The 21,504-nt window shown below is 65.7% G+C and carries 25 protein-coding genes; 14 read left to right on the top strand and 11 right to left on the bottom strand.

The annotated features are described in order from the left end of the window. Positions 1–107 precede the first annotated feature (107 nt). Positions 108–830: an SDR family oxidoreductase gene (locus tag K3F48_RS00300; RefSeq protein WP_222573404.1), complete on the bottom strand. Its 723-nt coding sequence runs from the start codon at positions 828–830 to the stop codon at positions 108–110. Between the two features lie 12 nt (positions 831–842). Further along, a complete protein-coding gene (locus K3F48_RS00295; RefSeq protein ID WP_222573403.1) occupies positions 843–1,679 on the bottom strand; it encodes an SDR family NAD(P)-dependent oxidoreductase in 837 nt (278 codons plus the stop codon). Positions 1,680–1,777: 98 nt separating this feature from the next. Here K3F48_RS00295 and K3F48_RS00290 point away from each other — a divergent pair, with 98 nt between their 5' ends. Further along, positions 1,778–2,632, top strand: a complete 855-nt coding sequence (locus tag K3F48_RS00290) for a helix-turn-helix transcriptional regulator (protein WP_222573402.1) — start codon at positions 1,778–1,780, stop codon at positions 2,630–2,632. A 6-nt stretch (positions 2,633–2,638) separates the two neighbouring features. Here the strand turns inward: K3F48_RS00290 and K3F48_RS00285 are convergent, their stop codons facing one another. Then, positions 2,639–3,544, bottom strand: coding sequence for a LysR family transcriptional regulator (locus tag K3F48_RS00285; protein ID WP_222573401.1), 906 nt, complete (start codon positions 3,542–3,544; stop codon positions 2,639–2,641). Positions 3,545–3,644: 100 nt separating this feature from the next. Between K3F48_RS00285 and K3F48_RS00280 the strand changes: the two genes are divergently transcribed. The 5 genes from K3F48_RS00280 to K3F48_RS00260 all read left to right on the top strand — a co-directional run bounded on the left by K3F48_RS00280 (position 3,645) and on the right by K3F48_RS00260 (position 7,436). Continuing rightward, entirely contained in the window at positions 3,645–4,811 is a 1,167-nt protein-coding gene (locus K3F48_RS00280; protein WP_222573400.1) for an MFS transporter, read from the top strand. 31 nt (positions 4,812–4,842) lie between these two features. Beyond that, on the top strand, positions 4,843–5,880 hold the full coding sequence (locus tag K3F48_RS00275) for an aldo/keto reductase (RefSeq protein WP_222573399.1): 1,038 nt from the start codon (positions 4,843–4,845) through the stop codon (positions 5,878–5,880). A 71-nt stretch (positions 5,881–5,951) separates the two neighbouring features. Beyond that, on the top strand, positions 5,952–6,380 hold the full coding sequence (locus K3F48_RS00270; protein WP_222573398.1) for a MerR family transcriptional regulator: 429 nt from the start codon (positions 5,952–5,954) through the stop codon (positions 6,378–6,380). After that, positions 6,316–6,744, top strand: coding sequence for a carboxymuconolactone decarboxylase family protein (locus K3F48_RS00265; protein WP_222573397.1), 429 nt, complete (start codon positions 6,316–6,318; stop codon positions 6,742–6,744). Before K3F48_RS00270 ends, K3F48_RS00265 begins: the two co-directional genes overlap by 65 nt. Positions 6,745–6,902: 158 nt before the next feature. Then, a complete protein-coding gene (locus K3F48_RS00260) occupies positions 6,903–7,436 on the top strand; it encodes an AAA family ATPase (RefSeq protein WP_222573396.1) in 534 nt (177 codons plus the stop codon). Between the two features lie 101 nt (positions 7,437–7,537). Here the strand turns inward: K3F48_RS00260 and K3F48_RS00255 are convergent, their stop codons facing one another. Together K3F48_RS00255 and K3F48_RS00250 are read right to left on the bottom strand one after the other, a co-directional pair. Beyond that, complete coding sequence (locus K3F48_RS00255; RefSeq protein WP_222573395.1) at positions 7,538–7,903, bottom strand: cupin domain-containing protein; 366 nt, start codon at positions 7,901–7,903, stop codon at positions 7,538–7,540. Between the two features lie 21 nt (positions 7,904–7,924). Continuing rightward, positions 7,925–9,103 carry an MFS transporter gene (locus K3F48_RS00250; protein WP_222573394.1) on the bottom strand — a complete coding sequence of 393 codons (1,179 nt, stop codon included), beginning with the start codon at positions 9,101–9,103 and terminating at the stop codon, positions 7,925–7,927. Positions 9,104–9,340: 237 nt separating this feature from the next. Between K3F48_RS00250 and K3F48_RS00245 the strand changes: the two genes are divergently transcribed. Continuing rightward, positions 9,341–10,159, top strand: coding sequence for a TrmB family transcriptional regulator (locus tag K3F48_RS00245; protein WP_222573393.1), 819 nt, complete (start codon positions 9,341–9,343; stop codon positions 10,157–10,159). A gap of 100 nt (positions 10,160–10,259) precedes the next feature. Here K3F48_RS00245 and gstA read toward each other — a convergent pair whose 3' ends face one another. Beyond that, positions 10,260–10,877 carry a glutathione transferase GstA gene (gstA, locus tag K3F48_RS00240; RefSeq protein ID WP_222573691.1) on the bottom strand — a complete coding sequence of 206 codons (618 nt, stop codon included), beginning with the start codon at positions 10,875–10,877 and terminating at the stop codon, positions 10,260–10,262. 100 nt (positions 10,878–10,977) lie between these two features. Here gstA and K3F48_RS00235 point away from each other — a divergent pair, with 100 nt between their 5' ends. Further along, on the top strand, positions 10,978–11,856 hold the full coding sequence (locus tag K3F48_RS00235; protein WP_222573392.1) for a LysR family transcriptional regulator: 879 nt from the start codon (positions 10,978–10,980) through the stop codon (positions 11,854–11,856). Between the two features lie 40 nt (positions 11,857–11,896). Here K3F48_RS00235 and K3F48_RS00230 read toward each other — a convergent pair whose 3' ends face one another. Next, on the bottom strand, positions 11,897–13,417 hold the full coding sequence (locus K3F48_RS00230; RefSeq protein ID WP_222573690.1) for an MFS transporter: 1,521 nt from the start codon (positions 13,415–13,417) through the stop codon (positions 11,897–11,899). 189 nt (positions 13,418–13,606) lie between these two features. Between K3F48_RS00230 and K3F48_RS00225 the strand changes: the two genes are divergently transcribed. From K3F48_RS00225 to K3F48_RS00205, 5 genes are all read left to right on the top strand, one after another. Next, entirely contained in the window at positions 13,607–14,467 is an 861-nt protein-coding gene (locus K3F48_RS00225; RefSeq protein WP_222573391.1) for a LysR family transcriptional regulator, read from the top strand. Between the two features lie 165 nt (positions 14,468–14,632). Next, entirely contained in the window at positions 14,633–15,181 is a 549-nt protein-coding gene (locus tag K3F48_RS00220; protein WP_222573390.1) for a TetR/AcrR family transcriptional regulator, read from the top strand. Then, positions 15,171–15,536 carry a nuclear transport factor 2 family protein gene (locus K3F48_RS00215; RefSeq protein WP_222573389.1) on the top strand — a complete coding sequence of 122 codons (366 nt, stop codon included), beginning with the start codon at positions 15,171–15,173 and terminating at the stop codon, positions 15,534–15,536. The genes K3F48_RS00220 and K3F48_RS00215 overlap by 11 nt, the downstream gene beginning before the upstream one ends. An 8-nt stretch (positions 15,537–15,544) precedes the next feature. Next, on the top strand, positions 15,545–15,898 hold the full coding sequence (locus K3F48_RS00210; RefSeq protein WP_222573708.1) for a TfoX/Sxy family protein: 354 nt from the start codon (positions 15,545–15,547) through the stop codon (positions 15,896–15,898). A 190-nt stretch (positions 15,899–16,088) separates the two neighbouring features. After that, a complete protein-coding gene (locus K3F48_RS00205) occupies positions 16,089–16,778 on the top strand; it encodes a type 1 glutamine amidotransferase domain-containing protein (protein ID WP_222573388.1) in 690 nt (229 codons plus the stop codon). Positions 16,779–16,942: 164 nt separating this feature from the next. Here the strand turns inward: K3F48_RS00205 and K3F48_RS00200 are convergent, their stop codons facing one another. Further along, complete coding sequence (locus K3F48_RS00200) at positions 16,943–17,986, bottom strand: NAD(P)-dependent alcohol dehydrogenase (protein ID WP_222573387.1); 1,044 nt, start codon at positions 17,984–17,986, stop codon at positions 16,943–16,945. 86 nt (positions 17,987–18,072) lie between these two features. Between K3F48_RS00200 and K3F48_RS00195 the strand changes: the two genes are divergently transcribed. Beyond that, positions 18,073–18,690: a TetR/AcrR family transcriptional regulator gene (locus K3F48_RS00195; RefSeq protein ID WP_222573386.1), complete on the top strand. Its 618-nt coding sequence runs from the start codon at positions 18,073–18,075 to the stop codon at positions 18,688–18,690. Positions 18,691–18,968: 278 nt separating this feature from the next. Here the strand turns inward: K3F48_RS00195 and K3F48_RS00190 are convergent, their stop codons facing one another. The 3 genes from K3F48_RS00190 to K3F48_RS00180 all read right to left on the bottom strand — a co-directional run bounded on the left by K3F48_RS00190 (position 18,969) and on the right by K3F48_RS00180 (position 21,447). Then, positions 18,969–19,760 carry a DNA alkylation repair protein gene (locus tag K3F48_RS00190; protein WP_222573385.1) on the bottom strand — a complete coding sequence of 264 codons (792 nt, stop codon included), beginning with the start codon at positions 19,758–19,760 and terminating at the stop codon, positions 18,969–18,971. After that, positions 19,757–20,281 carry a MarR family winged helix-turn-helix transcriptional regulator gene (locus K3F48_RS00185; protein WP_222573384.1) on the bottom strand — a complete coding sequence of 175 codons (525 nt, stop codon included), beginning with the start codon at positions 20,279–20,281 and terminating at the stop codon, positions 19,757–19,759. The genes K3F48_RS00190 and K3F48_RS00185 overlap by 4 nt, the downstream gene beginning before the upstream one ends. 635 nt (positions 20,282–20,916) lie before the next feature. After that, a complete protein-coding gene (locus K3F48_RS00180; protein WP_370631325.1) occupies positions 20,917–21,447 on the bottom strand; it encodes a very short patch repair endonuclease in 531 nt (176 codons plus the stop codon). Between the last annotated feature and the right edge of the window lie 57 nt (positions 21,448–21,504).

The raw sequence follows: 21,504 nt of genomic DNA, 5'->3' as shown, positions 1-21,504 counted from the left end.
AGCATCGTCGGCGTCCGAGGCCGATCGGGTGGAGGACAAAATTCCCGACTCTTCGTCCTGAGCCGCCATAGGCGGCGTCTCGAAGGACGGCCCCGGCGCGACATCCTTTATTGGCCGACGCCAGGCCCGAGGCGCAGCCCGCCGTCGCAAACGATCACTGCTCCGGTCATGAAGCTGTTGGCGATGAGGAAGGCGATGGTCTCCGCGATATCGTCCGCGCGTCCGATCCGGCCGACCGGCGCCATGGCCGCATAGTCCGCGAAGGCGGACTCCTTCACCTCATCTGCGAGGACGTCCCACCACGGGGTGTCGATCACGCCCGGCGAGACGCCATTGACGCGCAGCGGCTTCAGCTCGGCGGCGAGGATCGGCGCCAGAGCGGCGACGGCCGCATTGGCGGCGCCGATGCCGGCCGGCATGGCGGCATGTGCCGTCACAGCCGCGACGAAGGTCATGCTGCCGTCCTCGGCGAGGAACGGCAGCGCCGCCTGCGCCGTCGCGAAATGCGCGAAGACTTTTTCCTCGAAGCCCCGCCGCACTTCGGCGAGATCGACCGAGGCGAAGGGACCGACGCCCTTGGCGGAGCCGAGCGCCAGCACGAGATGGTCGAAGGCGCCGAGCGCGGCGAATGCGCTCTTCGCGCTCGCGGGATCGGCGGCGTCGAGGACGATCGCGCGGGCGCGGCCGCCGAGCTCGCGCGAAGCCGCGTCGAGCCGTTCCCGCGAGCGGCCGGCGATCGTGACGTCATGGTCGGCGTAGAGAAGCGTCCTGGCCGTCGCGAGGCCGACGCCGGAGGAGCCGCCGACGATGACCGTATGCGGAATGGACATGATCGGGTCCTTTCAGGATCGCTGTCGGGGAGTGGCGGGACCGAGGCCGACGAGCTCGCGGCTGAGCGCCGCGAGGCGCGCGCGGGCGTCGGCGTCATAGGCTTGGGGCTCGGCGCGCGCGAGCCGGAGGCCGTCGAAGTAGAGCCCGGTCCGGCCGGCGAGCTCCGGCGCCGTCGCGAGTCTCAGAATGGCGCCCGCCCCCTCTTCCACGCTGCCGACTGGCGCAATCCCGTCGCCGCGCACCAGAGCGGTGTCCATATAGGTGGCGGGATGCAGCGCATTGACGGTGACGCCGCCGCCGGAGAGCTCCTCGGCGAGATCGAAGGTGAACAGGATCTGCGCCAGCTTGCTCTGGCGATAGGCTCGGCGGCCGCTATAGCCGCGCGTCAGCATCACATCGGCAAAATCGATCGCCTGCTGTCCGATGGACGAGACATTGACGATCCGGCCCTTCGCCTCGAGGATGAGCGGCAGCAGAAGACGGGTCAGACAAAATCCAGCGAGATAATTGACGGCGAACCGCAGCTCATGGCCGTCGCGGCTGGTCTCGCGCATATCGGAGCGACCGGCGCCGATGCCGGCGTTGTTGATCAGAATGTCGATGCGCCGGCGATCGCGCCGCACCGCATCGGCCAGCGCGCGCACCTCCAGCAGCGAGGCGAAGTCGGCGAGATAGACGGCGGCTTTTCCGCCGGCCGCCTCGATCGCGGTCTCGAGGCTCGCGGCGCGCGCCGCATCGCGGCCGTGGATCAGCACCTCGGCGCCTGCGGCCCCCAGGCGCTCGGCCACGCGCCGACCGACGCCGTCGGTCGATCCGGTGATCAGAACGGTCGTTTCTCTCACATCCATGCTTGCGCGTCCTTCGGCTGCTCTCGCTGTCGAAGGCGAGCCTCGCAGGATCAGAGACAGGCAAACAGGACTGGCGTTATTCTGGTATTGGCAACACTATGCCGAGCGTCATGGATGAGCGCCTCGACACCCGCCGCCGCGAGCTCGCGGCTTTTTTGCGCAGCCGGCGCGAGCGGCTGTCGCCGGAGGATGTCGGCCTGCCGCCGGGATTTAGGCGGCGCACGCCGGGCCTTCGCCGCGAGGAGGTCGCGCTGCTCGCGGGCGTCGGCTCCACCTGGTATACATGGCTCGAGCAGGGACGCGACGTCCGCCCCTCGGCCGAAGTGCTGTCGACGATCGCCACGGCGCTGAGGCTCGATCCGGCGGAGCGCCGGCACCTCTTTCTCTCGAGCAATCGACCGGCGCCCGAGGTCCGCCGCTCGGGGCCGGAAGTCGTTCCCGAGCCGATCTTGCGCATGCTCGACAGCATGGCCGGCCAGCCCGCCTATGTGCTCGGCCGCCGCTGGGACATTCTCGCCTGGAACCGGGCCGCCGTCGCCGTCTTCGGAGACTATGGGCGGCTAGAGGGCGACGCGCGCAACATCATGCATATGATCTTCGCCGACGAGGAGCATCGCCGCAAGGTGGCGGATTGGGATGTGCTGGCGCCGGCATCGCTCGCCATGTTCCGGGCCGACAGCGTGCGCTATGCCGCGGACCCGGATTTCGAACGTCTGATCGAGGTCCTCAGCGCAAAGAGCGCCGAGTTCCGGGCCTGGTGGCCGAAGCACGACGTCCGACGGCCACTCGGCGGCGTGAAGCGCATCGACCATCCGAAGGCCGAGCGCATGGCGTTCGAATACACGCGCCTCGCCGTCGTCGATCCGCCGGACATGACGCTCGTGGTCTATACGCCGCTCGCGGACGAGCAGACTGCGGCGAAGCTCGCGCGCCTGATCGAGGCTTGCGCCTGATCGATCTCAAGACACCTTTCCGCGCTCCGCCAGGAAATCGAGCAGCGCGCGGATGCGCGAGGGCAAAGGTCCGCCCTGGCCGATATGGATGGCGTGAAAGGCTTCGCGATCGCCGGGATCGAGGTGGGCGAGCACGGGCGCGAGACGGCCGGCGGCGACATCCTCGCGCACGGTGAAGCCGGCGAGACGGGCGAGCCCGGCGCCGCCGAGCGCCAGACGACGCAGAGCTTCGCCGTCGCTGGCCTGCACCCGGCCGACGACGGGAACGACGACCGTTTCGCCACCCTTTTTCAACGGCCAGCCGTCGACGGCGCGGACATAGCCGAAGCCGAGGCGGTTGTGGCTGTCGAGATCCTCGATGGTCTTCGGCTCGCCGAAGCGGGCGAGATAGGACGGCGCGGCGACGATCGCCATCGCGCTGTCGCCGAGCTTGCGGGCGACGAGGCTCGAGCTCTTCAACGGGCCGGCGCGCACCGCCACATCGGTGCGTTCGGCCAGAAGATCGACGACTTGATCGGTCTGCACGAGATCGAGCGTGACGCCGGGGCAGCGCTCCAGGAACTCCGGTAGAATCGGCGCGAGGATATGGGTGGCGTAGGACGCGCTGGTGTTGAGCCGGATGCGGCCGACCGGCTGCTCGCCAGCGCCGGCATTGCGCTCGGCGTCCTCGATATCCGCCAGAATGCGGGTCGCCCGTTCATAGAAGGCGCAGCCCTCCGGCGTGAGCCGGAAGGCGCGCGTGGAGCGGTTGACGAGGCGCGCGCCGAGCCGCGCCTCGAGCCGCGCGACAAGCTTGCTGACTGCCGAGGGGGTCATGCGGCGGACGCGGGCGGCGGCCGAGAAGCCTCCTTGCTCGACCACGAGGGCGAAAACCTCCATCTCCCCGGAACGATTGATCTCGGTTCGCGCCATTGTCGCTCAATTCACAAATGATGTTCCAATCGGCATTCTATATCACCTGAAGCCGAACATCTATCTGTTGTCCCGACACTCACTTTTCGCGGGATAGATCATGCCATTGGCGCTTTATGCACTGACGGCCGGAGCCTTCGGCATCGGCGTCACCGAATTCGTCATCATGGGACTTCTGTTGGAGGTCGGCGCCGATTTCGGCGTGACGATCGCGGCGGCCGGCCTGCTGATCTCCGGCTACGCGCTCGGAGTGGTCGTCGGCGCCCCGACCTTGACCGTTCTGACGGCGCGCTGGCCGCGCAAGAGCGTGCTCATCGTCCTCATGGCAATCTTCGTGGCCGGGAACGCCGCCTGCGCGATCGCCCCGAGCTATGCGCTCCTCATGGCGGCGCGCGTCCTGACCGCCTTCGCGCATGGCACGTTCTTCGGCGTCGGATCGGTGGTGGCGACCGGCCTCGTGCCGCCGGATCGCAAGGCGTCCGCCATTGCGGTGATGTTCACCGGACTGACGGTCGCCACCGTCCTCGGCGTGCCGCTCGGCACGCTCATCGGCCAGCATCTGGGGTGGCGCGCCACCTTCTGGGCGGTGGCGTCGGTCGGGCTGATCGCCCTGGCGATCATCGCCGTCCTCGTGCCCAAAGACGACCAGCCTGCCGATGCCGGCGACTGGCGAGCCGATCTCGACGCCATTTTACGTTTGCCCGTGCTTCTCGGCCTTGCGACGACGGTTCTCGGCTATGCCGGCGTCTTCGCCGTGTTCACCTATATCGCGCCGATGCTGACGCGGATCAGCGGCTTCCCGGAAGCCGCCGTGTCGCCGATCCTCCTCGTTTTCGGCGGCGGGCTCGTGGCCGGCAATCTCCTCGGCGGCAGGCTGGCGGACCGCCGACTCGTTCCGACTGTCTTTGCGACGCTCATCGCGCTTGCCCTCGTGCTGGTCCTGATGACGCCCGGCCTGCATTCACCCATCACCGCCGTTGTGCTCGTCGGCCTCCTCGGCGCTGCGGCGTTCGCGACCGTCGCGCCGTTGCAGATGTTGGTGCTGTCGCAGACGGAAGGCGCCGGCCAGAGCCTCGCCTCCTCGTTCAACATCGCCGCCTTCAACCTCGGCAACGCCATCGGCGCCTGGGCGGGCGGCCTCGTCATCGATCACGGCCCGGGCCTCGCGGCCGTGCCGCTGTCGGCCGCGCTCTTCCCGCTCGCGGCGATTGTCGTCGCCGGGCTCGCGGTCAACGAGGACCGCGCCGTGAAGCGCGTCGCCTGCTGAAGCCACCACCCACTCCACGAAAGGACATCCCATGGAAACGCGCTTTCTCGGCCGCTCGGGACTGAAGGTCCCGGTCTTGAGCTTCGGCGCCGCCACCTTCGGCGGCACGGGCCCGCTGTTCGGCAATTGGGGCACGAGCGACGCCATCGAGGCGCGCCGCCTCGTCGACATCTGCCTCGAGGCCGGCGTCAATTTGTTCGACACGGCCGACGTCTATTCGAATGGCGCATCCGAAGAGGTGCTCGGCGCGGCGATCGAGGGCCGGCGGGACTCTGTGCTGATCTCGACCAAGACCGGCCTGCCGATGGGCGACGGGCCAAACGACGCCGGCACGTCGCGGCTTCGCCTGACCCGCTCGGTCGAGGCGGCGCTGACGCGGCTCGGCACGGATTATATCGATCTCCTGCAACTCCACGCCTTCGATGCCGCGACGCCGGTCGAGGAAGTGCTGGCGACGCTCGACGCGCTGGTTCGCGCCGGCAAGGTCCGCTATGTCGGCGTCTCGAATTTCGCGGGCTGGCAGATCATGAAGTCGCTCGCCATCGCCGACGCCCACGGCTGGCCGCGCTATGTCGCCCATCAGGTCTATTATTCGCTCGTCGGCCGCGACTATGAATGGGACCTCCTGCCGCTCGGCGCCGATCAGGGTGTCGGCGCCCTCGTCTGGAGCCCGCTCGGCTGGGGCCGGCTGACCGGCAAGATCCGGCGTGGCGCGCCCCTGCCCGAAGGAAGCCGGTTGCATGAGACGGCTCAATTCGGACCGCCGGTCGACGAGGAACGCCTCTATCGAGTCATCGACGTTCTCGACGAGCTGGCCGAAGAGACCGGCAAGGCCGTGCCGCAGATCGCGCTCAACTGGCTGATCCATCGTCCGACGGTCGCATCCGTCATCATCGGCGCGCGCGACGAAGCTCAGCTCCGGCAGAACCTCGGCGCCATCGGCTGGGCGCTCACGCGAGAGCAGATCGCCCGGCTCGACGCGGCGAGCGCCGTCATGCCGCCCTACCCGCATTTCCCCTATCGAATCCAGGAAGGCTTCGCACGTCGCAATCCGCCGATCATCGGCTGACGGAGGCGCGCTTGACTTAGAGCGCGCTCCAACCCGTAGCTTCCCGCGCGTCGTGACGAAACAGGTTGCTCATGAAGATCGGCGAGCTGGCCGAGCGCTCGGGACTCTCCGCCCATACGATCCGCTATTACGAGCGGATCGGGCTGCTTCCCTTCGCCGACCGGGATCGATCGGGCCAAAGGGACTATGACGCATCGATCCTGATCTGGATCGAATTTCTCGATCGCCTGAAGACGACGGGAATGCCGATCCGGGACATGCTGCGCTATGCGGCCCTGCGGGAGCGCGGCGTCGGCACGGAAGTCGAACGCCGTGAGCTGCTGGAACGGCATCGTGAGCGCGTTCGCGCGCGTGTAGCCGACCTCCAAGCCTGTCTTCTCGTCCTCGACACGAAAATCGCCGGATATGCCGGCGAGCGACAGAGGATGCCAAAGGATGACGCAACAGCACCCGAACGGCGGCGAAAGCCGGCTGGAGCGCGGAAAGCGCGCGCTCGCTGACATCGACGGCGAGGCCGGCGCGAAGGTGATCGCCGCGCTCGCCGACATTGCTCCCGACTTCGCGACCTATCTGCTCGAATTTCCCTTCGGCGACATCTACAGCCGCCCCGGCCTCGATCTCAAAGCGCGGGAAATCGCCACCATCGCGGCGCTGACGGCGCTCGGCAACGCCGCCCCGCAACTGAAGGTCCATATCGGAGCCGGCTTGAACGTCGGTCTGTCCCGCGAGGAGATCACCGAAGTCATCATGCAGATGGCCGTCTATGCGGGCTTTCCGGCGGCGCTCAACGGTCTGTTCGCAGCCGAGGAGGTCTTCTCGGAGCGAGACAGACGAAGGAATAATAGCCTGGAGCCCTCGTCCTGAGCCCGCGAAGCGGGCGTCTCGAAGGACGGCAATGGGGAAACCCCTCGATTTCGCGCTGCGGCCGTCCTTCGAGACGCCGCCTACGGCGGCTCCTCAGGACGAGGAATCGGGAATTTTGTCCTTCATCCGATCGCCCTTTGAAGAAAGGATGAAACGTCTTGAACAATGGACTTGTCGTGATTTCCGGCTGTTCGGGCGGCGGAAAATCCACCTTGCTCGCAGAGCTGAAGGCTCGCGGCCATGCGGTCGTCGAGGAGCCCGGCCGCCGCATCATAGCCGAAGAGACGGCGCGGGGCGGGACGGCTCTGCCATGGGTGGATCTCGGGGCGTTTCTGCGTCGCGCGATCGAGATGGCGCTGTCCGATCATGCCGCGGCTGCGGCGCAAGACGGTTGGGCGTTCTTCGATCGCGGCCTTGTCGACGCCGCGTCGGCGCTGGAGGCTCTGACCGGCGAGCCCATCTCACGCCCGCTCTGCATGGCGCGCCGCTATCATCCCCGGATGTTCCTGGCGCCGCCCTGGCCGGAAATTTATGCGACAGATGCGGACCGCAAGCACGGCTTCGACACCGCAGTCGCGGAGCATGAGCGCCTCGCGAGGACATATCCCGCCTTGGGATATGAAGCGCTGTCGCTGCCAAAGACGACGGTCGCGGCGCGCGCGGATTTCGTGTTGTCGTCTCTGATGGCCTGACGCGCTGCAACCGCCAGCCGACCTCTTACAACGCTCGCCCGCGAACGCCGAAACCAGCCCCATCGCTCTCGCTTCTTCTCGCCACGCCGGCGCTCGCGACGTCAAATCGTTGCGCCCTGAGGAGCGGTGAAAGTCTCGTCGACGACATTGCCAGTGTTGCGGGTTTCCGCAGGCTCGAAGATAATGATCTCCGCTTCCTCATCTGCCGCTGTTCGATGCTCCACGCCACGCGGAACAACTATGTATTCTCCCGGTCCCATATCAACAATCCGGTCCCGAAACTCGACGCGAAAGCGGCCCTTCCACACAACGAACATTTCCTCACAGTCATCATGTATGTGCCAAGGAAATACCCCCAGAACTTTCACGATCTTGACCTCCTGGCCGTTGAGGCTGGCGATGATCTTCGGCCGCCAATGTTCGGACAAAGCAGAGAATTTCGTAGCGAGTTCACCCTGTTGACGCATATTTCGGCTCCTCGGCGTCTCTTATTCGAAATGAAAGCAAGAAGCCACGATCGCGCCAACGATGGCTGCGACGGCGGCGCTGGCGAGAAGGGTCCATCCGCCCGCCGCTACAAGCGGTCCGGCCACGGCCGTGCCGATCGCTCCGGCAACGTAATAGAGCACTAAATAGGCCGAGTTCAGCACGCCGGAGCGGGCGGGATCGAGCCGGACGACGGCGGCCTGGTTCGCGACCTGCGCGGCAAAACAACCGGCGTCGAAGACCGCAAGGGCCGGTGCGCAGACCAGGGGCTGACCGAGCGTCGATAGAAGCACGAGGGACGAGGCGGCCGCAGCCGTAAGGCCGACAAGCTTGACCCGTCGCGCGCCGTACCGGTCCGCACAGCGTCCGGCCATGGGCGTGACGAAGAGACCGAGCAACCCGGCAAGACTGTAGAAACCGATCGCATCGGCGCTCAGCGACCATGGCGGTAGCGCCAGCGAGATCGCGAGCCCGACCCAGATGGCGCTGAAGGCGAAGAACCAGAGCATGCCTGCCGCCGCCGACAGACGCAGTTGTGGGAAAAGGACCAGCAGCCGCGGCGCCGAACGCAGTGTGAAGAAATACCCCTCTGTGGCCTGCGGCCGGCGATCTGGCAGCCTCAGAGCCGTCGCCAATGCGGCGATGCAGCAGGCGCCGGCGAAGCAAAGCAGCATTGCGCGCCATCCGATCCACGTCGATAGCAGACCGCCGACGAAGCGCGACAGGAGAATTCCCGCCGAGACGCCCGCGGAGATGAGGCCCATCTGCTTGCCCCGGTGCGCAGGCGCTGCGAGGTTGCCGACAATCGCGCTTGTCTGCGCCGCGACCGTGGTCATCGCTCCGACGAGAACGAGAGAGATCAGGAGAATGCCTGCGCTCGGCGCTGCCGAGGCGGCAATCAGCGCCGCCGCCAGCGCAAGGAGTTGAATGGGGATCAAACGGCGCGGGTTCACATGATCGGCCAACGGCACGAGCAGCGCCAGCCCCGCGAGATATCCGAGCATGACGCCAGAAACCGTCCGGCTGATCGCGCTCGGCGTGGCGCCGATATCCTGCGCGATCGCACTGAGGCTCGGTTGGATCGCGTAATTGTTGGCGATCGCTCCACCGGCCGTGATTGCCAAGAGGACGACCACGCCGGCGGATGGCGGCGTCTCTCGTGGTTCGGGCGCGGCGGTCACGCGGTCCCCCGCACGGCGATGGCTTCCACTTCGACGAGGATTGTGTCCTCGATGAAACGCAACGCATGCGCCAGCGAAAACGCCGGGGAGCATGTGCCGATGAGAATACGCATGGAAGCTGCTTATTTAACTACTGAGGGAGTAGTTGATATTCATGGCACTTACCACCATGGTAGTCAACAAATTCATTCTGGCGCTTTTCGAGAGGCGGGCCGATGCGGGAACGCAGTCGGCCCGATGCCGATGACGGTCGACCCAGAACTGATCAACACGCTGACCCGTCTCGGGTTTTCGCAATATGAGGCGCAGGCCTACATCGCGCTGGTCGGTCGAGGCGCCCTGACGGGCGCCGAGGTCGGCCGAGGCGCGGGCGTGCCGCCGTCCAAAATTTATGAAACGCTCGGGCGGCTGGAGAGCAAAGGGGCGGTTCTGGTCAACCGTTCGGAACCGGTGCGATACTCGGCCGTTCCGCACGCCGACCTGCTGGCCGTCGCCCGGTCTCGCTTCGACGCCGATGTCTTTGCCGCCAAAGAAAAGCTCGATCACTTGCCCGTCCAGGAGGAACTCGGCCTTGTCTGGTCGTTGCGCAGCCGTCAGACGATCGTCCCGGCGTTCGCGCGCGTCACGGCCGGCGCCGAGCGCCGCATCTTTGCGGGCATCTGGGACGAGGAGATGGACGAGATCGGTCCGCTGCTCGAGCAAGCGGCGGCGCGTGGCGTCGACACCCACGTGGCGATCTATGGCAAGCGGACACTCGTCGGACCGCGCACATACGATCTCTCCGAATGCGGGGCGAGCGCGCGCCTGCGCCTTTCCGGACGCCGGCTGGCCGTGGTCGTGGCAGATGACAGCGAGACTGTCGTCGCCGAATTCGGCGACCGCACCCCCGATCAAGCCGTTCTGACGACCAACGCGGTGACGTGCCTTCTTGCGGTCGAATACATCAAGGCCGATGTCAGCGGCCGACTGCTCATCAACGCGCTGTCGGCGAGCGAGTATCAGCGGCTTCTGGCGACGCCGGACATGCGGGCGATTCTGAGCCCAGGCGCAGGCTGAAGGCGCTTCTGATGCTGGAGGGCAGCATCGACGTCGCTGGTCTCCTCGGGCCGGCTCTGGCTGTGTCGAAATGACCTGAGCGGGCAAGTTGCGTGCTCCTTCATTTGACTGGAGCCGTCTCCGCCTCCCGTGCCAAAGCAGTTTGGACGGACGCCCGCGCGCCGATCCGTTGCGTGTAGCGCGCCATCGCCGGCCAACGGTCGAGATCGATCGAAAAACCCTTCATCCAGCCGAGCACGGTGAAGAGATAGGCGTCGGCGACCGTGAAGCCGTCGCCCACCAGATAATCCCGTGATGCGAGGCTCACCTCGATGAAACCGAGACGCCGGAACAGCCGATCCCGGAAGATCGCCAGCGCCTCCTCCGGCAAAGCTCTGTTGAACAACGGGCTCGAGCCGGCATGAACCTCGCTCGTGATGAAGTTGAGCCATTCCTGCAGCCGAACCCGCGCCAGCGTGCCGGCGGCCGGAGCCAATCCCGCCTCCGGCTTCAGGTCGGCCAGATACTGAACGATGGCCGGTCCTTCGGTCAGCACCTCGCCGGTATCGAGTTCGAGCGCCGCGACATAGCCCTTCGGATTGATGGCGAGGAAGTCCTCTCCCGCGGATGTGCGTTTCGTCCGATTGTTCACGCGCACGAGTTCGTAGGGCAGTCCGAGCTCCTGCAGCACGATGTGCGGCGAGAGCGAACAGGTGTCGGGGGCGAAATAGAGCTTCATCGTGTGGGCCTCGCCGAAGGGTGGATCGCCGCCCACATTGGCAGGCTTCATGATATGATAAAAATTACTCGAACACATTTCTGATATAAGCTTACCTACTATGAAAATGACGCAGCTCCAGAGCCTGATCGCCGTCGCCGAAGCCGGCAGCTTCACCGCGGCCGCCGACAAGCTCGGCGTCACCCAATCGGGGATGAGCCAAGCCCTGGCCGCTCTCGAAGAGAGCCTCGGGGTGAAGCTGCTCGTCCGCCAGCCGCGCGGAGTCGAATTGACCGCCTTCGGAGAACGCGCGCTCGACCATGCCCGCGCGGCGCTCTCGCATCTGGAGGCGATCGAAAGGGAGGCAATGGCGCTGATCGGCGAGGAGACCGGCGCCATCCGTCTGGCCGGGTTCCCGAGCGTCTTCGCCACTGTCCTTCCGCCCTTGCTTCGGCGTTTTCGCACGCTCCATCCGGGCATCGACCTCGTGCCGCTCGAAACCGACGACATGGAAGTGGAGGCTTGGCTCGCGGCGGGATCGATCGACCTCGGCGTCGTTCTCAACCCGTCTCCGGCCAGAAATGCCGTTCCGCTCGGACGGGACGCCTGGGTTCCGATCCTGCCGGCGGCGCATCCCCTGTCACGACGTAATTCGGTCTCGTTGGCCGAACTGGCGGCCGCGCCCTTCGTTCTCGCCACCGGCGGATGCCATGCGAACGCCCGCTCGCTCGCCGACGCGGCTGGATTGACACTCCAGAATGTGCAGATCGAGGTGCGCGACTGGTCGAGCGCGATTGCCCTGGTTCGGGAGGGCGCGGGTGTCGGCCTCGTGCCGGAATCCACCCTGCCGGAACAGCGACGCGGCTTGCGGGTTTCGAAGCTCGCTTCGCCGTTGCATCGCGAGTTCGGGCTCGTCGCTTCGCCGGCGCGGCCGCTCTCGCGGGCCGGCAGCCTGTTCGTCGAGGTGGCGCGTCGCTCGACCGCGCCGACCCCGGCATAGCGCAAGACGCGCGGACCGGCCGGCTTGCCGGTCTCCGATCTCATGACGCGCCGTCGACAGCTCTCCTCCTCCCGAAGGTGAAGAAGCTGAGCGCGGCGAGCACCCAGACTCCGATGGCGCCGTAGAGCATCACGTCTCCGAAGCCGCCGGCCAAATGTGCGGCAGGACCGATCACTTTCGACGCTCCCAGGGCGGCCTGATCGAGAGCGGAGATATTTCCGGCGGCGATCTGTTCGGCGACGCGCCGAAACTGCGCCGCGTCGAATGATCCTGACGCTGCGCTCAGGCGATTCTGAACGCCCTCGAGCAAGACGAAGCCCATCAGCGCGATGTTGATGGCGAGCGAGATCATCCGGGCGCTCATGTCGATGCCGGACGCCATGCCGGCCCTGTCGCTCGACACCGATCCAGTCGTGGTGTTGGTGACGGGCGTGTTGGTCGCTCCGAGGCCGATCCCGGCCAGCAACGCGCCGATCAACGTCGTCGGCAAGGCCGCCGGACCGCCGCCTGCTCCGATCTTCATGATGAAAAAGCCGAGACCGATCACGAACAGTCCCGCCGGGATGACGGCGCCGGCGCCAAGGCGCAGCGAGAGGCGTTCGGCGAAGGGCGGAACGACCAGCGTCGGCAGGGTGTAGGCGAGCAGCGCCGAGCCGGCCATCAGTCCATCGAGCCCGAGCCCCGCCTGAAACCAGATCGGCAGATAGATCATGAACGGCCAGAAGCTGAAATTCATGCCGATCGAGCCGAACAGCGCTCCGGAAAAGGGCCGGATTCGGAACACCGAGAAATCGAACATCGGGTGCGGCGTGATCTGCTCGACAATGACGAAGGCGATGAGGCTGAGGGCGGCTGTGGCGATGATCGCCAGCGCGATCGGGCTGGTGAAGCCGAGCTCGCTGCCCTGAGTGATGACATAGGCGACGCAAAAGACGGTCAGTGACAGGGTCGCGACGCCGCCGAGATCCAGGCGCCGAGCGGCTGGATCCTTCGATTCCCGAACGCCGCGCCAAGCCAGGGCGACGGTCAGAACGGCGATGAAGGCGTGGATCAGAAACACCCAGGTCCAGCCCATCAGGGCGGCGATCCCGCTGCCGATCACCGGGCCGAAGCCGAGACCGAACCCGGAAACGATGCCCCACCAGCCAAAAGCCCGGGCGCGATCGGCCGCCGTGGTGAACTGATGCGAGAGCACGGCGATCTGGCAAATCAGCATGGCGCCGCCGCTCGCGCCCTGGAGCGCGCGCCCGACGATGAGGATCGTCATGTCGGGAGCAAGGCCGCACAGCAGGGACGTTGCGCCGAACGCAACAATGGCGACGATGAGGAGACGCTTGCGACCGAAGCGATCCGCCAGCGTGCCGGCCGCCATGAGGACCGTCGCCACGGCGATGGTGTAGGCGTTCATAGTCCACTGGAGCTGCTGGAAATCGGCGTGAAGGACTTTCTCCAGCGTCGGCAGGATCGCCGGAACGCTCGATATTTCGAAGCCGAACATCAAAGCCGACAAGCAGATGGCGGCCAAGGCAAGGTTGCCTTGCCGCGAGGAAGCAAAGGACATGATCAGACCTTTCAGCACGGAGATTGCTCGGCGCCCCGCGAGCGGCCGTTCCCCCGAGGCGACCAAGGCCTGGGTGGCGCGGCAGTCATGCGAGCGACCGTTGTCGATGGGTCTGATCCTAGGCAAAACTTGACGATGTAAAAATGCTATGACTGAATATTTCAGAGACGACAAATTCGGATGATTGAAATGGCGTCCCTCGATGTCGAGTCGGTCCAGGCGTTCGTGGCCATCGCCGACCTTCAGAGTTTCACGCGGGCGGCCGAGGCCCTCGGAACCACCCAGGGAGCGATCAGCGTCAAGTTGCGGCGCCTGGAAGAACGGATCGGCCAGCGGCTGATCGAGCGCACGCCGCGCCACGTCCGGCTTTCCGCTCATGGCGCCGTCTTTCTCGACCGGGCTCGCGATTTTCTTGCCGCGCACGAAGCCGCGCTGTCGGCGCTCGCCTCCACGACCCCGCGCCGCTTCGGGCTCGGCATTGCCGCGCATGTGGCCGGACCGGAGCTTCCGACCCTTTTGGCGCAGCTCAACGCGCATGATCCGGGCCTGCGCATCGAGGTCCGCCTCGAGAATTCGCGCAATCTGCTCGACGCCTTCGATCGTGGAGAGCTGGACGCCTGTATCATTCGTCGCGAAGACGACCGACGCGATGGCGAGGTTCTCGGGCCGGAACATTTCGGATGGTTCGCCGCGCCGAATTTCGAGCATCGGCAGGGCGAGCCTCTGCGATTGGCGGCGCTGTCGCCTTCCTGCGGCGTGCGCGATATCGCGACCCGCGCCCTCGACGAGGCCGGCATCGCCTGGACGGAAGTATTCCTCGGTGGCGGCTCGTCCGCGGTGGCGGCGGCCGTCTCCGCCGGACTGGCCATGGCCATCTTTTCCTGTCGCCTTGCTCCGCCCGGCGCCATCGAAATCGGCGAGCGCTTCAGGCTGCCGCGCCTGCCGTCGTCGGAGATCGTGCTGCACTCGTCGCTCACCGATCCCAAATCGCGCGCCGCGCTGCGCACGCTCGCGGCTGCGTTCCGTGAGCACCGCGCGATGGCCGGATAGCGGCGCAGGACAAACGCCTCGGCTTCGTCGCGACAGCCGCCGATGACGCGGGCAAAAGGTTTTCGCGCGGCATTGGCGGGAACCGACCTGTCCCTGCACCAAGGGGCTTGACTTCGTTTCATAACACATATTATATAATTGATGTTATGAAATGGAGGCCCGGAAATGGCCCGGCCACGCAGCTTCGACGAAGACCGTCTCTTGACCGGGGCGATGCATGTGTTCCGCCGTCAGGGCTTCGCCGCGAGTTCGGTGCGCGATCTGGAGGAGGCGACCGGAATGACGTCCGGAAGCCTCTACAACAGCTACCGCGACAAGCGCGGCCTCTTCGCGGCCGCATCCGCCCACTACAGCCGGACGGTACTCGCCCGCCGCATCGAGGATCATGCGCCCGAGGGCGCGGGCGTCGCGGGCCTTCGGCGGCTGTTCCTGTCTCTCCTGCGTGAGCCGGACGGAGGCTCGTCCGGCTGCCTGATCACCAACAGCGCGGTCGAATTCGGCCGCGAGGATCAGCCTCGTTTCGTAACCGAGGGATTCGCCGTCCTCCGCGAGTGTTTCGCCGATCGTCTCGAAGGCGCCGACACTGAGGCGGTCGCCTTGCTCGCGCTCTATCAGGGCATCCTCGTTCTGATCCGGGCCGGCTACGACAAGGCCGCGCTCGAAGCGATGATTACGTACCATTTCGAGACATTGGAGAAGCGCCATGGATGCTGAAGAGCTCTGGCCCCGCTACGCCGCGATCTGGTCGTCCGACCCGGCGCGGCGGGAGAGCGAGTTGAAGGAATGCCTCGCCGACGACGCCGGCTACTGCGATCCAAACGGCCCGCTGACGGGGCGGGCCGCGCTGTCCGACTACATGGCCGGCTTCCAGCAGAGCGTGCCGGGCGGCCGTTTCCGGATCATCCAGGTGGTCGCGCACAACGGCCGGTCTCTCGCCCGATGGGCGCTCCAGAATGCGGACGGCGCCGTCCTGCAGCTCGGCGCGAGCTTTGCCCATCACGATGCCGAGGGGCGCCTGAAGGAGATCAGCGGATTCTTCCCGCTGACGTCGTCAGACGCCGCGGCGTGAGCCTCCACGTGCCAACGCAGCGGGCGCTGGCGGAGGAATACGCCGCCAGGATCGAAGGTCTCGGCCCGATTTCCGTGCGCCGGTATTTCGGCGGCGCGAGCCTGCGGGCCGGTGGCGTTCAGTTCGGCTTCGTCATGAAGGGCGCCCTCTATCTCAAGGCCGATGCGCTCAGTCGCGGCGCCTTCGAACGACATGGCTGCGCCCCATTCAGCTACGCCGGCGCCTCCGGGCAGGTGACGGTCGCGGCTTATTATGAGGCGCCGAGCGAGATCCTCGACGACCCCGAAGGCTTGTCCGGCTGGGCGGCGGATGCGCTCAGGGCGGCCCGCTCGGTTTCGCAACGAAAGCGCGGCGCATCATGAGACAGATCAAGTTCTCACCGGCGGCGCGCAAATCCGGTTGGCTGTCGACGCCGTCGGCGGGGCGTCCATGGGCAGGCTCGCCGGCTGCCTGAACGCAGGCGGGACCCGGCAAGACGCTGGTCAGGACGCTGGTCTCGCTCGACCGGCCCCGAGTGCTGCACATCCCTCAAAACGTCAAAGGACCGACGGCATGACCTCCGAGACTGTGCTTCTCATCGTGACCTCGCACGACGAACTGGGCGGCGCCGGCAAAAAGACCGGCCTCTGGTACGAGGAACTGGCCACGCCCTACTACGTGTTCGAGGACGCCGGGCTCACCCCGATCCTCGTGTCCCCCAAGGGCGGGCGTCCACCGATCGATCCCGGCAGCGAGAGCCCGGATTTCCGGGGTCCGAGTGTGGAGCGTTTCGCGGCTGACCGCGAGGCGCGCTCGGCGCTCGACCAGACCATCAGGGCCGAAGACGCGCCCGCCGATTGCGCCGCGGCGTTCCTCGTCGGCGGCCATGGAACGATGTGGGACTTTCCAGATTGGCCGGGGCTTTCGCAGCTTCTCGGCCGCGCCCATGCGGAGGACAGGCCGATCGGAGCGGTGTGCCATGGCGTGGCGGGATTGCTCAGCCTGCGCGCCGACGGCGGCCATCCTCTGGTCCGCGGCAAGCGATTGACCGGTTTCACCAATGACGAGGAGGCCGCGGTCGGACTGACCGAGGTCGTCCCGTTCCTGCTGCAGGACCGGCTCAGCGCGGCGGGCGGGCATTTTGTCGCCGGCAAGGCCTTCGGCGAGCATGTCGTGACCGATGGCCGGCTGGTGACCGGCCAGAATCCGGTCTCTTCCAAGAGCGTTGCCGAAAAGGTTCTGGCCCTTCTCGGGCGGAAGTGATCGTCCGGCTCGACAGGGCCGGCTGGGCGCAGAATTTTGACGCCTTGGCTAGTGGCGTGCTTCAGCCGATTTGAGCGAGCCTGAAGGCTCGCTCTCGAGAGACCTCAAATTCGTCGACGCAATGCCACCAGGCAAGTGGCTATGAACGGCATGGTGTTTCCCGCTCAAAGACGGATGACGAGCTTGCCGAAGTGGCGACCGCTCGCGAGTTCGTCGTAGGCGGCTTCCGCCTCATCGAACGCGAAGCTCCTGTCGATGACCGGCTTCACTCGATGTTCGACGAGAAAGGCGTTCATCGCCTCGAACTGCTCGGCCGAACCGACGTTGACGCCATCGATGGTTCCGTTGATCAGCTGAAGACGAATGAGGTTCGAGCGCGGCCCGAAGCCGGTGAAGACGCCGATCTGGGCGATGCGCCCCCAAGCCGCGAGCGCGCGCAGCGAACGATCGAACGTGTCCGGCCCGCCGAGCTCGAGGATGTGCGAGACGCCGAGTCCATCGGTGAGCTTGCGCACCGCGACGTCCCAATCCGGCGTCGCGCGGTAGTTCACCGTCGCGAAGGCGCCGAGCGCTTCGGCGCGCTCGCGCTTTTCGTCGGAAGACGACAGCACGATCGTCCTCGCCCCGACGGCGCTCGCAATCTGCAGCCCGAAGAGCGCGACGCCGCCGGTTCCCTGCACCAGAAGCGTGTCGCCGGCCGCGATCCCACCGCGGACCACGAGCGCCTGCCAGGCGGTCAAGGCGGCGCACGGCAGGGTGGCGGCCTCCTCGACGCTCAGCTCGTCGGGAATGCGCACCAGCGAGGCTTCGGGAGCAGTAATCAGATCCGCGAGCACGCCGTCGGTGTCGCCACCGCCGAGAGCCGCTGGCCCATATGCCTCGCGATAGGGACCGGCGATCCAGTCCCGATAGAAGATCGGCGCCACTCGATCCCCCTCGCGCCAGCGCGTCACGTTCCTGCCCGTCGCCACAACCCGCCCCGCGCCGTCGGAGAGCGGAACCAGCCCTTCGCGCACGGCTCCGAGCTGACCGCGCAGGACGAGCAGGTCGCGGTAGTTGAGGCTCGCGGCTTCTATCCTCACCAGCACATCGCCCGGCCCAGGCGCCGGAGCCACATCCTCGACCTGGTCGAGACGGCGACCGCTATCGGTCGGAACGAGCCGGTAAGCGCGGCGTGTGTCTGATTGCGAAACATCGGCTTTGGTCACGGTCTTCTCCTCGCGATGATTAAAATAGTGATCGCTAGTTAATTCGATGATTGCGCGCCGGTCAAGACATTTTTATATTGATCGCTATGAAAAAGATCGGAAAGCGACCCCGCGGGCGGCCGCGCGCCCTCGACCGCGAGGAGGCGCTGGAGACGGCGCTGCAGCTCTTCTGGCGGCATGGCTACGAGGGCGCCTCCGTCGCGGACCTGACCGCAGCCATGGGCGTGACCCCGCCGAGCCTCTACACCGCGTTCGGCAGCAAGGAGCGGCTCTATCAGGAAGCTCTGGACCGCTACGGCGCGTCCTATGGCTCATTCACCGCCCGGGCGCTGGCTGAAGAGCCGACGGCGCGGCAGGCGGTCGAGCGCATCCTGCAGGAGTCGGTGGCGGTCTATTCCGAAGGGCCGGCGCCGCGTGGCTGCATGCTGGCCAGCGGCGCGGTGACCTGCGCGCCCGAGCACACCAAGGTGGCAGCGGATCTGTCCAGGCGAAGATTGGCTGCGATCTCCGCGATCAAGGCGCGGTTCGATCGCGCCGTGATCGAAGGCGAGCTTGCGCCATCGACCGACACGGAGGCGCTGGCGGCCTTCTATGCGGCGGTCGTTCAGGGCCTGTCGATCCAGGCGCGCGACGGCGTCGACCGCGACGTGCTGGAAACCATCGCCGCGACAGCGCTGATCGCCTGGCCCCGCCCTCCCGCATGACTGCTGCGAGCCAACTCAGCCCCCATGGCTGCAGGGCGCCGTGCTCGACAGCGGTTGCGCCAGATGCAGGATCTGATCGCGAAACCGGCCAGCCGGTCGGCGATCCCGTCCGCCCGATCATGCCCTCGCCGGAGCGCTTCGCCACGATCGACCGTGAATTCGTAAAGGCGCGACGCAATGTCAGCTCGCCACGGCGGCCAGTTGTGCGATGTGGCTGACTTCCGGGGCCAGCGCCAGCCATGCGGGCTTGGGCGTATAGAGTTCTGCGAGGTAATGCGTCATGCTCGCTTTCCCTGCCTGGTCTTTGGGTCGATGACGCGCAGCGCGCGACGACAGATGAGTGTGGTTTGTGGAACGGGACTTTCTGCCTGCCAGCGCGCGCAGATGGCGCGCACCCAGTCGGGCTGGTCCTTACTGGCGTCATTCAGCCAGTTGCCGACCGAATTCTGGACATAGACGGAGGGGTCGGAGCGCAGCAGCTCTAACACCGGAAGCGCGATCTCGGGATGTTTCTTGAGCGTGGCGATATGCGCGCACCAGACGCCACGCGGCCGAAGCGCCTCGCTGGTGAATCGGCGGATGCGCTCGGAAGGATCGATGCTCCAGCCGGCCAGTCTGGAGACCGCCATGTCGAGATCGGCGGCAAGATGCGGGCGCACCGCCATCCACGCCCATTCCCGCACGCCAAAATGCGGATCGTCGGCAAGGGGACGGATCGCGGCCAGCCTCTGATCGAGCGTCATGCCGTCCTCGGCTCCGACGATGAAGCAGGTCCAGCCCCGAACGCTATCTGACGAGTGCTTGCGAAGCCGGTCGCCCGCCTGGGGCCCAAGCGCTTCGCGAACCAGTCGCGCCGCAAGTCGCATCCGCTGCGCGATCCCGGCGGCGGCCGCCTCGCGCATCGTCGCGATGGCCTGCGTGCCGATGTCGGGGAGAGTCGCCTCCATTAACGCCGCGAAATCGACCGCGAGACATTCCGTCAGTGTCGCGGCAGCCGCCTGTCCGCTGTTCAGCAGAGCCAGACGGGCCGAGTCGATGTCCTGAACGCGGCGGCCGGGGGATGCGCTCATGGCGAAATAGCTTCCGCTTCATGAGCGCTAGCCGGAAGCTCGATGTTGGCGCGGACACGACCGAGCAACCTCGAGAGGTGTTGCCGATCCCCTTCCGAGAATCCTGAAAAGAGCGAGGCGATCCATCGCGCATGCTCCTCGAAAAGTTCCTTTGCGAGTGTGCGGCCATGTTCCGTCAGGAGCACGGACACCTTGCGTCGATCTACGGAATGAGAATGTCTTGCGAGAAATCCGTCTCGCTCCAATCCATCGAGCAGGCCGGTGATCGTCGCCCTTGTGACACCAGCACGATCGGCCAATTCGTATGGTGAAAGCCCGTCGATCCGGTCGTGCAGGAGAAAGAGCACGACAAACTTGCCCTCCGACAGCCTATGTGGCGCGAGACGGCGCGCACAGTCTCGGTCTATCAGTAGGGCCAGCGACAGCAGCTCGAAGCAGCCACGGAGGCTGCCGACCTCGGCGCCGCCGCGTCGCTCAGCTTCCTGCAGCAGTGCTTCGTGTTTGATTTCCAGAGAAGTCATATGGCGACATATAATATGGCGCCTAACGATCATTCAAGCGATTTTCGTTTGCGCGCCAATTTCACGAGTTCGCAGGGATCTCGTGCTCGAGCCATAGGGAGGTCGTAGATGAGAAAACTGAAGTTGGGGCGCTATCGCTGACGACAAACCCGCGAAGGTGACCGTCGGGCCAGCGTGTCGCCTGCAATCGTTCGAACATCGCGAGGCGACCATGACAGGCATCATCGAGATCGTTCACTTCAGGCTCACTCCCGGCTCTTCCGAAGAGGAATTTGTCATGGAGGCGGAAAAAGCTAGTGGTCTGCTTCATCGAATTTGATGGGCTTCGAGAGCGAGCCTTCAGGCTCCGCCCTTTCTCCCTGTCAAATCGGCTGAATCACACCACTAGCGAGTTTCTGAAATCACTCCCACTCGATTATTTTGAGTGATCGTAACGCCTTGATTTTTCACTGCAAATCGTTTCTTCCGACAGTCAAAGCCCGACCATCGGTCCGTCAAATTTCTTCGCTTTTGATTTCAAAGGAAAAATTGCGCGATTCAAAATCTGCGCGGGTTCGACAACTATCGCTATCGATTGGTCGATTTTCTGGAAAACTCAGCGAGCAACGTGCGGCCCGCCATCCAGAAAAAGACCGTCACTGCTTATAGGCCTGCCCATCTAGTTTGTCACTGTCCTGTCGTCGACCTTCACGTCGGCAGTTCTCGCTCGGAAGCGACGGCCCGCTGAGGAACGCAGTCAGGACCTCGCGAAGCTTGGCTTCGTCGCGTGTTTCGCACTCCCAGACAACCAGTACCTGATAGCCAAGGTCGCGCAGGGCTTGCGCGTGAATCGCGTCCCGCTCTTGGTTTCGCGCCAGCTTGTCAGACCAGTAGCCGGTGTTCGACCGCGGCTTGGACGCCAGACGGCAATTCTCATGCGAGTGCCAGAAGCAGCCGTGAACGAAGATTGCCCAGCGCCGCGCCTTGTTGGCGAGATCGGGCTTGCCTGGCAGGTCCGCAACATGGATGCGGAAGCGATGCCCGAGCGCGTGTGCCGCAGACCTGGTTCTTACCTCCGGCTTCGTATCCTTCGACCGGACACGCCCCATCATCTCCGACCGCGTGAGCGGCGCCCGCAAGCGTCGCGGCGCAATCCTTCCGAGCTTTTTTCTAGATCCAGTCGACACTACCCGCTCCCGCATCGGAGCTCCGGGATGTCCGCCTCGCCGAAGACGCATGTCGAG

This window comes from Methylosinus sp. Sm6 (genome assembly GCF_019802345.1).
Taxonomy (GTDB): domain Bacteria; phylum Pseudomonadota; class Alphaproteobacteria; order Rhizobiales; family Beijerinckiaceae; genus Methylosinus.
Note: the sequence above shows the minus strand (reverse complement) of the source record. Positions and strands in the feature narration are given on the sequence as shown.

Excerpts from the sequence above, each read along its gene's own strand:
- K3F48_RS00300 (WP_222573404.1), bottom strand. The coding sequence starts at position 830 with ATGTCCATTCCGCATACGGTCATCGTCGGCGGCTCCTCCGGCGTCGGC.
- K3F48_RS00295 (WP_222573403.1), bottom strand. The coding sequence starts at position 1,679 with ATGGATGTGAGAGAAACGACCGTTCTGATCACCGGATCGACCGACGGC.
- K3F48_RS00290 (WP_222573402.1), top strand. The coding sequence starts at position 1,778 with ATGCCGAGCGTCATGGATGAGCGCCTCGACACCCGCCGCCGCGAGCTC.
- K3F48_RS00285 (WP_222573401.1), bottom strand. The coding sequence starts at position 3,544 with ATGGCGCGAACCGAGATCAATCGTTCCGGGGAGATGGAGGTTTTCGCC.
- K3F48_RS00280 (WP_222573400.1), top strand. The coding sequence starts at position 3,645 with ATGCCATTGGCGCTTTATGCACTGACGGCCGGAGCCTTCGGCATCGGC.
- K3F48_RS00275 (WP_222573399.1), top strand. The coding sequence starts at position 4,843 with ATGGAAACGCGCTTTCTCGGCCGCTCGGGACTGAAGGTCCCGGTCTTG.
- K3F48_RS00270 (WP_222573398.1), top strand. The coding sequence starts at position 5,952 with ATGAAGATCGGCGAGCTGGCCGAGCGCTCGGGACTCTCCGCCCATACG.
- K3F48_RS00265 (WP_222573397.1), top strand. The coding sequence starts at position 6,316 with ATGACGCAACAGCACCCGAACGGCGGCGAAAGCCGGCTGGAGCGCGGA.
- K3F48_RS00255 (WP_222573395.1), bottom strand. The coding sequence starts at position 7,903 with ATGCGTCAACAGGGTGAACTCGCTACGAAATTCTCTGCTTTGTCCGAA.
- K3F48_RS00245 (WP_222573393.1), top strand. The coding sequence starts at position 9,341 with ATGCCGATGACGGTCGACCCAGAACTGATCAACACGCTGACCCGTCTC.
- gstA (WP_222573691.1), bottom strand. The coding sequence starts at position 10,877 with ATGAAGCTCTATTTCGCCCCCGACACCTGTTCGCTCTCGCCGCACATC.
- K3F48_RS00235 (WP_222573392.1), top strand. The coding sequence starts at position 10,978 with ATGAAAATGACGCAGCTCCAGAGCCTGATCGCCGTCGCCGAAGCCGGC.
- K3F48_RS00230 (WP_222573690.1), bottom strand. The coding sequence starts at position 13,417 with ATGTCCTTTGCTTCCTCGCGGCAAGGCAACCTTGCCTTGGCCGCCATC.
- K3F48_RS00225 (WP_222573391.1), top strand. The coding sequence starts at position 13,607 with ATGGCGTCCCTCGATGTCGAGTCGGTCCAGGCGTTCGTGGCCATCGCC.
- K3F48_RS00220 (WP_222573390.1), top strand. The coding sequence starts at position 14,633 with ATGGCCCGGCCACGCAGCTTCGACGAAGACCGTCTCTTGACCGGGGCG.
- K3F48_RS00215 (WP_222573389.1), top strand. The coding sequence starts at position 15,171 with ATGGATGCTGAAGAGCTCTGGCCCCGCTACGCCGCGATCTGGTCGTCC.
- K3F48_RS00205 (WP_222573388.1), top strand. The coding sequence starts at position 16,089 with ATGACCTCCGAGACTGTGCTTCTCATCGTGACCTCGCACGACGAACTG.
- K3F48_RS00195 (WP_222573386.1), top strand. The coding sequence starts at position 18,073 with ATGAAAAAGATCGGAAAGCGACCCCGCGGGCGGCCGCGCGCCCTCGAC.
- K3F48_RS00190 (WP_222573385.1), bottom strand. The coding sequence starts at position 19,760 with ATGAGCGCATCCCCCGGCCGCCGCGTTCAGGACATCGACTCGGCCCGT.
- K3F48_RS00185 (WP_222573384.1), bottom strand. The coding sequence starts at position 20,281 with ATGACTTCTCTGGAAATCAAACACGAAGCACTGCTGCAGGAAGCTGAG.